Origin of the sequence: Pseudonocardia sp. NPDC049154, from assembly GCF_040648315.1 — a bacterium.
GTDB lineage: Bacteria > Actinomycetota > Actinomycetes > Mycobacteriales > Pseudonocardiaceae > Pseudonocardia.
Window position 1 is genome coordinate 1 of the sequence record NZ_JBEZDN010000066.1, and the last position, 8,041, is coordinate 8,041.

Below are 8,041 nucleotides of genomic sequence, written 5' to 3' on the forward strand. Positions count from 1 at the left end.
CCCGCGCGTTCGGGCTCGACGCCGAGCGCACCCGCCACGGCCTGGCGGGCGCGCTGCTCGCGGGCCGCGGCTCCCTGCACAGCGTGGGATCCGGAGGCGAGGACTGGCGGCTGCACAATCCCGGTGCCGCCCGGGACGGGTACCTCTACGCGGCTGCCGCGCGCGCCGGGATGACCGCAGGTCCCGGCGCCCTCGACGCCCGGCACGGATTCCTCGCGATGGTGGCGGGACTGGACGAGGTACCCGCCACCCTACGCACTCCCCCGCGCGCGGACCTCGTGCTCGGGGTCTGGACCAAGGCCCTCCCCACCCTTGGGGACAACATGGCCGCCGCCCTGGTCGCCCGCGAGCTCCACGGCGCGGACACGGACGGACCGGTGACCGTCCGGATGAACGCCGACTTCGCCGCATTCCCCGGAACGCAGACCCGCCCGCCCTACCCGACCCTGACCTCCGCCCTGTCCAGCGTCCGGTTTGTGGTGGCCCACCTGCTGCTCACGGGCGGGTTGACCGTCGACGACTACGCCCGGCGAGCCGATCCGCGGGTGTGTGCACTCGCCGAACGGATCGAGGTGCAGCCGGACCCGACGCTGGGCCACCGCGACGCCGAGATCGTCCTCGGTGCAGGACCCGGAGCCGTGCGCCGGCGGGCCGCCGACCTGCCCCGCACCGTGTGGTTCCCCGACGCCCCGACCCAACGAGCCCACGCCCTGGCCCTGCTCGGCGACGCGGGCCCGGAGGTCGTCGACGCCCTGCTCACCTCGGGAGACGGCGAACCCGCCGCCGCAGTGCTGGAGGCCGCACTCGGACGCGGGCGTGCCTCGTGAGAGTCGTCGAGGTCAGCGAGTTCGGTGGGCCGGAGGTCCTGCAGGTCGCCGACCGCCCGGCGCCGGCACCGCAGCCGGGCCAGGTCCGGATCCGCGTCGGGGCGGCGGGGGTCAACTTCGCCGACGTCATGACCCGGCTCGGCCGGTACCCGCACGCCAACATCACACCATGCGTGCCCGGCTTCGAGGTCGCCGGCGAGGTGGTTGAGTGCGGCCCCGGGGTCACCACCCCTGCCGTTGGTGACCGGGTCGCGGCGGTACTGCGCGGCGGCGGGTACGCCGAACAGGTGTGCGTCGAGCACCGCGACACGGTGCCGCTGCCTGATCGGCTCGGTCTCGAGGAGGGTGCTGGCCTGCTCATCACCGCGGCGACCGCGTGGGCGGGTCTGCGGACCTACGGCAACGTGCAGGCGGGCGAGCGGGTGCTGGTCATGGCTGCCGCGGGCGGGGTCGGCACCGCTGCCCTCCAGATCGCCCGGGCCGCCGGGGCGGAGGTGCACGGCGCCGCCTCCTCGCCCAAGCTCGGGCTCGTCCGTTCCCTTGGCGCCCACGCCCACGACTACACCACGCCGGGCTGGGAGCACGACCTGCCGCCGTTCGACCTGGTCATGGACGCCATCGGCGGTGACTCCTTCGCTCGCAGCTACGCACTGCTGCGCCCGGGCGGCCGGTTGGTCCCCTTCGGCGCCGCCGCGACGTTCGCTACCGGTGACGGTGACATGCGGCTGATCGAGGGCCTGAGCACCGCCGAGCTCATGGTCGACTCGAAGGTGGTCGTCGGGCTGGACCTGCGGGTGTTGTGGGACGACCGCGGGACCCTGCAACCCTGGCTCACGCCGCTGCGCCAACCCACCGCTGACGGAACCCTAACCCCCGTCGTCGCCGAGGCCGTCCCCTTCGCCGAGGCCGCCCGCGCGCACCGGCTCCTCGGTACCCGGGCGACCGTCGGCAAGGTTGTGCTGGTCCCGTGACGTCACCGGACCGTCAACCGACCTCCACGGGCCGCTGAAGGTTCCCGGTCCACTCGGTCAGCGAGCCGTCGTAGACCGCCACCTCCGTGCCGTCCACGAGGAACGCGGCGAACGCCGGCACGGTCGCGGCGATCCCGCCCCCGCAGTACGTGACCGCACGCCCGCCACCGAGGAGCCCGGCGTCCTGCAGCAGCGGCGACAGCTCGGCGACCGGCCGGTACCGTCCGGTCGCCGGGTCGAACAGAGTGTCGAACGGGAGGTTGGCGCTACCGGGGATGCGCCCGCGCCGCGGATAAGGGTTCACCGGCTGTTCGCCCCGGAAGGTCTCCGGGTCGAGGGCGTTGACCAGGCAGCCACCGCCCTCCGACAGGGCCGCAACCTCGTCGACGTCGGCGAGCAGCTCGGGGCGAGGACGGGCGGTGAACTCCGCGGGCGGCACCGTGACCTCACCGGACTCGGTGGGCAGACCGGCCGCTCGCCACTCGCGCAGGCCGCCGTCGAGCACCGACACGCGGTCGTGCCCATGCAGGCGCAGCAGCCACCACACCCGCGTGGCCCACGCGCCCCCCGTGTCGTAGACCACGACCTGGGTCTCGTTCCCGACGCCCAGCGCGCCGACCTGCGCCGCGAAACGCTCGGGAGCGGGCACCGTGAAGTCGAGCGCGGCGTCCGGGTCGGACAGCCCGTTCGGGACATCGGCGAACACCGCGCCCGGAATGTGCGCGCGCCGATAGGCGTCGATCAATGGTGTGGCGACGTATCCGGCGTCCTCCGCTCCGAGGCTGAGCCCGGTGGAGGCGTCGAGGATCCGCAGGTCGTCGCGGCCAAGGGCGTCCTGGAGCTCGGCGGCCTGGATCAGCGGGGGCATGGGTGCGTTCGGCATGGGAGCGGTGTCCAGTCGGGTCGGCGGAAGGGACACGGCCAGCCTACGAAGCACCGTTCACCGTGCCGAACCTCACGAGCGACGACCCGCCGCATGGCGGATCGGACCCCGTTCCTGGCGGGATGCCGCGGACCGTCGTGCACGAGCACGGTGGGCACACCCGACCACCACCTCCTGGAGCAGACGATGACCCTCGCACCCCCGCCGTTCGATCCCGAGCTCGCCGCCGCCCTCGCCGTGACGGGCCAGACCTCGATCGCCACCGGGATCACCCTCGACCAGCTGGCCAGCGAGCGGGCGAACCTCGCCGAGACCGTCCCAACGGTCGCGGACCTCGCGGCGGACGAGAGACTCCTCGTCGAGGAGCGGACCGTTCCCGGCGCCGAAAGGGGTCCCGAGCTGAAGCTGCTCGTCGTCCGTCCGCGCGGCCGAACGGACCCCCGCCCAGTCGTGTACAACACCCATGGCGGCGGCCTGATCATGGGCAACAACCGGTACGGCCTGGATCCGGTGCTGGACTTCGCGCGCGAACTCGAGCTGGTGGTCGTGTCCGTCGACTACCGACTCGCCCCCGAGCACCCCTTCCCGGCCGGGACTGAGGACGCCTACGCGGGCCTGCGGTGGCTCGCTGCGGAGCCGGCGGCGGTCGGCGGCGACGGCCGGATCGTGGTGACCGGGGGCAGCGCCGGCGGCAACCTCGCCGCGGCGCTGGCGCTGATGGCGCGCGATCGGAAGGAGATCGAGATCACCGGTCAGCTGCTCATGTACCCGATGCTGGACGACCGCAACGACTCGGTCTCCGCCCGACAGATGCTCGGGCTTGGGGTCTGGGACAGGGTGTCCAACGAGACGGGCTGGACCGCCTGGCTCGACGGTGCCGGCGAGGTGTCCCCCTACGCCGCGCCCGCCCGCGCGGCCGATCTTGCCGGGCTGCCCCCGGCGTTCCTCGACGCCGGATCGGCCGAGACCTTCCGGGACGAGATCGTCGACTACGCCGCGCGGCTGTGGGCGGCCGGTGGCGAGGCCGAGCTGCACGTCTGGCCCGGCGCCTTCCACGCCTTCGACTTCCTCGCCCCGCAGGCCGACCTGTCCCAGCGAGCCCGGGCGGCCCGGTTGCACTGGCTGCGCCGGCTCCTCGGCGACTGATCCGCGGGAGCGGTGGATGCAGAACCTGTCCGGCCGGCTGGCCGCGCTCGACTCCTCGGCGAGCGCGGCCCTCGACGTCATCGCCTACTTCGACCGCCTCACACGCTCCCGGGCGGGCCTCGAGCAGGTAGTGCGCGGCGCCGCGGTGCTGTCCGGAGTCCCCGCCCGGCTCGACGACCCAACTCACCGGATCGCGATCAGGGTCGACGCAGCGGGGGTCCGGACGCCCCCGGACGGCCCGCCGGATCCGCGCTGGCTGTCCGCGGTCGTCGGCGGCGGGATCCTGCGCCTGGAGACCGACCGCTCGACGAGCCTGGTCGACGGCATGGTGCTCGAGCGGGCCGCGGTCACCGCCGAACTGGTGATCGCACGCGTCCGCGGCGGGCAGCCCGCCCACCGACCCGACTGTGCCGTCGTCGAGCTCGTCGTGGACCCTCTGGCCACGCCGGAGCAGCGGGAATGGGCCGCGCGCGAGCTGGGCCTTACGGTGGCCGCTCGCGCGCGGGTCGTCGCCCTCGCCGAGGGCGACATCATGATCGACCGGGCGGAGGACACCGTGCCAGGCGAGGGCCGACGCGGCGTAGGGCCGACGGTGCCAATCCCCGACCTGCCCCGCTCGGCGCACCAGGCCCGAGTGGCGTTGCGGTTCGCGGCGGACGGTACCGCCGCGGACCCCGGGCCCCGGGTCGTGCACGCCGACGACCTCGGGGGCCTCGTCCTGCTCGAGGCCGCGGTGAACGCCGGAGCGGCCCCGACCGCCGACCTGCGCGCGCTGCTCGCCGCCGCCCAGGAGGTGCCCCACCTCCTGCAGACATTGACCACCGTGGTGGGGGCCCCGTCCGTCCGCGCGGCCGCCACCGAGCTGTACCTCCACCACTCCACCCTGCAGGACCGCCTCGACCAGGCGGAGCGGGTGCTCGGGTGGAGCGTGCGCACCGCCGGCGGACGGATGCGGCTGCAACTGGCGCTCGCCGAACGCCTGCTGCGCCGCTGACCCGGCGACCGGTTCCGTGGTCGTGTAGGTGTTCTCCCCCTAAGGCCTGGCGGCGTCATCCTCGAAGCTGGCTGGTGACAGCCCGGTCCCAGATCCCCCGGATCCGCCTCGACGAGGAGGCTCCCCTGGTGTCGTCCGCATCTCCCCAGATCCGTCGCGAGGTGGTCGCACGGTCCTGGTTTCGCTCCCGGGCCGCCGGCCTGCGACCCGACCGGCTCAATCCCCGGAAGGCGCCACCCGAGGGTGCCCACAAGCCCCCTGTCGGAGGTGTCGTTGACGCGCTGCGGGCCGTCGTGCCCATCGAGCGCGCCGCCGGGATGGTGGTCTCCCTCGTGGACGACCGAGCCACGGTGCTCTGGACGGACGGGGATCCATCGCTGCGCCGGGAGACCGCCCGCGCAGGGTTCGTCGAGGGCGTCCGCTGGGACGAGCAGTCCGTCGGGACCAACGCCATCGGGCTCGCCCTGCGCACCGGCTCGGCGACCACCCTGCTCGGGCCCGAGCACTTCGAGCTGTGCCAGCGCGACTGGTTCTGCGTCGCGGTTCCGGTACCCGGGCCCACCGCCGGGGTCGTGAACATCGCCGGGCCCCTGGCCGAGTTCCATCCGCGCACTCAGACGCTAGCGGCGAGCCTCGCCGCGCTGGTCGCCAGCGAGACTCGCGCACACCGGTTCGAGCGACTCGAGCGCCTCCGCATGCGCTACGCGGGTCACCTCGGCGACCGGGACCTCCTCCTGGTAGACGACGAGGGCTGGGTCGTCCCCTCGTCGGGCCCTTCACGCGGAGTCGGGGCGCGGATCCCTGCGCCGACGGCCGGTGCCGTGCTGGTGCCGGGCCACGGGCGCTGCCCCGCCGAGCCGGTGGCGGGCGGCTGGCTTGTCCGGCTGCGACCACGAACCGCGCGGACACCAGTTACGGCGCGGCTACGGCTCGATCGCGGCACCCCGTGCCTGGTGGTGGACGAGGCCCCCGATCCCCTCGAGCTCACCCGCCGCCAGGGCGAGCTTCTACTCCTGCTGCACCTCGCGGGCACCAGTGGGCTCTGGGCCAGCGACGTCGCCCGCGTCCTCCATGGAGGTGGGTCACCCACCGTCAGCGTGCGCGCTGAGGTGTCCCGGTTGCGCCGGGCGCTTGGCACCCACGCTTCCCTCGTGGACTCGCGGCCCTACCGGATCCGCGCGGGCTACCACCTCGACCCCGGGCCGGACTGGCGCGACTCCCCCTTTGTGCGCGGCTCCCGGGTGGCAGCGATCCGGTCCGCGCCGGCACAGCCCACAGCCTCCGACACCAGAGAGGACCAGAATGACGACAGATAGAGGTAGCGCGATCGTCACCGGCGCGGGTCGCGGCATCGGCCGCGCCATCGCCCACCGGCTCGCAGCCGACGGGTTCACCGTCACGACAGCCGACATCTCCGCAGAACTCGCCCGAACCGTGGCCAAGGAGATCGGCGACCAGGGGTACCAGGCCTCGCCCGCCGAGTGCGACGTGCGCAGACGCGACGCCGTCGGCGAGCTCGTCGCCGACACGCGCGACCGGCACGGAGACCTCGCGGTGATGGTCGCGAACGCCGGAATCGTCCGGGTCGGTCCGCTCCTCGACGTCAATGCGGACGACCTCGACGCGGTGCTGGGGGTGAACGTCGCGGGAGTGCTCTGGAGCATCCAGGCCGCAGCCGCGGCGATGATCGAGCAGGGCGGCGGTGGGCGGATCATCGCGGCCGGCTCGGTCGGTGCCCACTCCGGTTCGGAGTACCTTGCCTCGTACTGCGCCTCGAAGTTCGGGGTGCGGGCACTCGTTCAGGTCGCCGCGCGCGAGCTCGCCCGCCACCGCATCACCGTCAACGCCTACTGTCCCGGCATCGTCGGCACCGACATGTGGACCGAGATCGACCGCAGCCTGGGGCGTCATCTGGGGACGGGCGAGGGCGAGGCGCTGGAACGGTACTCGCAGATGATCGCGCTCGGCCGCGTTCAGACCCCCGAGGACGTCGCCGGGCTGGTGTCGTACCTGGCCGGCCCCGACGGCGGCTACATGACCGGACAATCCGTCGTCGTCGACGGCGGAATCGTGATGGTGTGAGGATCGACGATGACTGACAACGACACGGTCCTGCGCTCGCACACCGTGCAGCTGGACGAGCACCGGATGCATATGACGATCGCCGGGGACAGCGGCCCGCTGGTGCTGCTGATCCACGGCTGGCCCGAGTCGGCGCACTCGTGGCGACACCAGCTCCGCGCCCTGGCCGAGGCCGGCTACAGGGCGGTCGCGATCGACCAGCTCGGATACGGGCGGTCCTCCGCGCCGGTCCACCGCGACGATGGCCGCATCACGAACCGGGTCGCCCTCTGCGCGTGGATCATCGAGGCCCTCGGGGAGTCCCGCGCCATCGTCGTCGGGCACGACTGGGGGGCGGCGGTCGCCTGGACCTGTGCCTGGACCCGGCCCGACGTGTTCGACGGCGTGGTCGGCCTGAGCGTCCCGTTCGGTGGACGTGGGCTCATGGCACTGCCGGGCAGTCCTCGCGGCGAGCTGCGCCCCAGCGAGATCGAGCGGCGCATCGCCGGACCCGGGCGGGTCTGGTACCAGCAGCACATCACCAACTCCCCCGACGTCGTCGAGCGGGATCTCGAGCGGGACGTCCGACGGTTCCTGACCTCCGCCTTCTACACCGTCTCCGCGTCGTTCCTGGAGCCCGTGCCACCCCTGCGGACGTTCGACGAGATCGTCGATTACCTGCGCGGGACTGGGCTGTGCGTGGAACCGGGCGTCGACTGGTCGTCCTACTACGTGATGCCCGAGGTCCTCCCGGACTGGCTGACCGAGGAGGACATCGACGTGTTCACGGCCCAGTACGAGCAGACGGGTTTCGCAGGCCCGCTGAGCTCGTACCGCACGAACGACCTCGACTGGGAACTGCTCGCGGCCTACGACGGGCGGAAACTGGAGGTGCCCGCGCTCTACATCGGCGGGGACCGCGACGTGTGCACGATCTGGGGCCGCGAGGCCATCGAGTCCTTCGCGGACGTGGCACCCGCCTCCCTGGGGACCATCGTGCTGGACGAGTGCGGGCACTGGGTGCAGCAGGAACGGCCCGACGAGGTGAACGCGGCGCTGCTGGACTTCCTCCGGAAGGTGCGATCTGTGTGAGCGTGGACCGGGTCGGCGCGGACGTTCACCGCGCCCTCCCCGGCCGCGGCGACAGCCCGGGCGCCCG

The 8,041-nt window shown here is 73.2% G+C and carries 8 protein-coding genes; 7 read left to right on the forward strand and 1 reads right to left on the reverse strand.

Features of this window, described 5'->3' with window-relative positions:
• Positions 1-827: hypothetical protein (locus AB0B41_RS26480; protein ID WP_358207925.1), on the forward strand; the 827-nt coding region annotated here is incomplete at its 5' end.
• Positions 824-1,798 (forward strand): zinc-binding dehydrogenase, encoded by a 975-nt coding sequence (locus tag AB0B41_RS26485; RefSeq protein ID WP_358207927.1) that lies wholly within the window; start codon positions 824-826, stop codon positions 1,796-1,798. The genes AB0B41_RS26480 and AB0B41_RS26485, both read left to right, overlap by 4 nt.
• A gap of 13 nt (positions 1,799-1,811) precedes the next feature.
• On the opposite strand, the gene AB0B41_RS26490 is transcribed toward AB0B41_RS26485, so the two are convergent.
• Complete coding sequence (locus AB0B41_RS26490; RefSeq protein ID WP_358207929.1) at positions 1,812-2,681, reverse strand: sulfurtransferase; 870 nt, start codon at positions 2,679-2,681, stop codon at positions 1,812-1,814.
• A gap of 186 nt (positions 2,682-2,867) precedes the next feature.
• Between AB0B41_RS26490 and AB0B41_RS26495 the strand changes: the two genes are divergently transcribed.
• The 5 genes from AB0B41_RS26495 to AB0B41_RS26515 all read left to right on the forward strand — a co-directional run bounded on the left by AB0B41_RS26495 (position 2,868) and on the right by AB0B41_RS26515 (position 7,974).
• Positions 2,868-3,827 carry an alpha/beta hydrolase gene (locus AB0B41_RS26495; protein ID WP_358207930.1) on the forward strand — a complete coding sequence of 320 codons (960 nt, stop codon included), beginning with the start codon at positions 2,868-2,870 and terminating at the stop codon, positions 3,825-3,827.
• Positions 3,828-3,843: 16 nt separating this feature from the next.
• Complete coding sequence (locus tag AB0B41_RS26500; RefSeq protein ID WP_358207932.1) at positions 3,844-4,821, forward strand: helix-turn-helix domain-containing protein; 978 nt, start codon at positions 3,844-3,846, stop codon at positions 4,819-4,821.
• 332 nt (positions 4,822-5,153) lie between these two features.
• On the forward strand, positions 5,154-6,137 hold the full coding sequence (locus AB0B41_RS26505; protein WP_358207934.1) for a transcriptional regulator: 984 nt from the start codon (positions 5,154-5,156) through the stop codon (positions 6,135-6,137).
• Positions 6,124-6,903 carry an acetoin reductase gene (locus AB0B41_RS26510; RefSeq protein ID WP_358207936.1) on the forward strand — a complete coding sequence of 260 codons (780 nt, stop codon included), beginning with the start codon at positions 6,124-6,126 and terminating at the stop codon, positions 6,901-6,903. Before AB0B41_RS26505 ends, AB0B41_RS26510 begins: the two co-directional genes overlap by 14 nt.
• A gap of 9 nt (positions 6,904-6,912) precedes the next feature.
• Complete coding sequence (locus AB0B41_RS26515; protein WP_358207938.1) at positions 6,913-7,974, forward strand: alpha/beta hydrolase; 1,062 nt, start codon at positions 6,913-6,915, stop codon at positions 7,972-7,974.
• Positions 7,975-8,041: the final 67 nt, after the last annotated feature.